Source organism: Pseudomonas sp. HMSC063H08, assembly GCF_001813645.1.
Classification (GTDB): Bacteria; Pseudomonadota; Gammaproteobacteria; order Pseudomonadales; family Pseudomonadaceae; genus Pseudomonas; species Pseudomonas aeruginosa.
On the sequence record NZ_KV813632.1, the window covers coordinates 1 to 639 of the forward strand.

General features: G+C 62.4%; 1 pseudogene. It reads right to left on the bottom strand.

What is annotated here, in order from left to right:
• Window positions 1–639: pseudogene (locus HMPREF2924_RS32800) on the bottom strand (DEAD/DEAH box helicase); the annotation flags it as partial.

Below are 639 nucleotides of genomic sequence, written 5' to 3' on the forward strand. Positions count from 1 at the left end.
AGCCTGGCGGAGCTCCGCTGTCAGCGTGGCCGCCAGGCGCTGATAGGCCGAAGCCTGATCAGGCGCCATCGGCACGTCGACGAACTCCTCCTGGTAGTCGGGCAGTACGTTGCCACCGATATCCTTGAGCTTCAGGAACACGGTGAACGGCAATACGAAGCGGTGGATGCCCTTCGGGCCGAAGCCGGGAGCCTTCACCGTGCGTACCGAGAGCTTCTTGCCCCGGGCTGTCTTGTGCGAGTCACCATCGCGTTCGGTGTAGATGTCCTTGAGCACGCCGTGGTCGCGCATGAACGACATGGCTGCTGGAGCCATGCTGCCACGCGCGTTGGGCCGGTAGCCGTCCTCGATCATGCGCTGGGTGAGGATGCGGAACAGGAGGTAGAACAGGTCGTCGGCGTAGCCGCCCATGAGCGTTCCGGTCAGCAGCACGGTTTTCCGTGCCTTGGCTGCGAGAACGCCCATGGCCTGGCCCTGGGCCGAACCGCTGTTCTTGTACTCATGCCCCTCATCCACCACCAACAGATCGAAGTAGCCGTTGGGAAGTTGTCTTTTTATGAACTCGGTCGGTTGGTAGCCGCCTTCGCCGAAGCCGAACTCGATGTTCGCCATCGATCGCTCCATGCGTTTGGCCTGCCG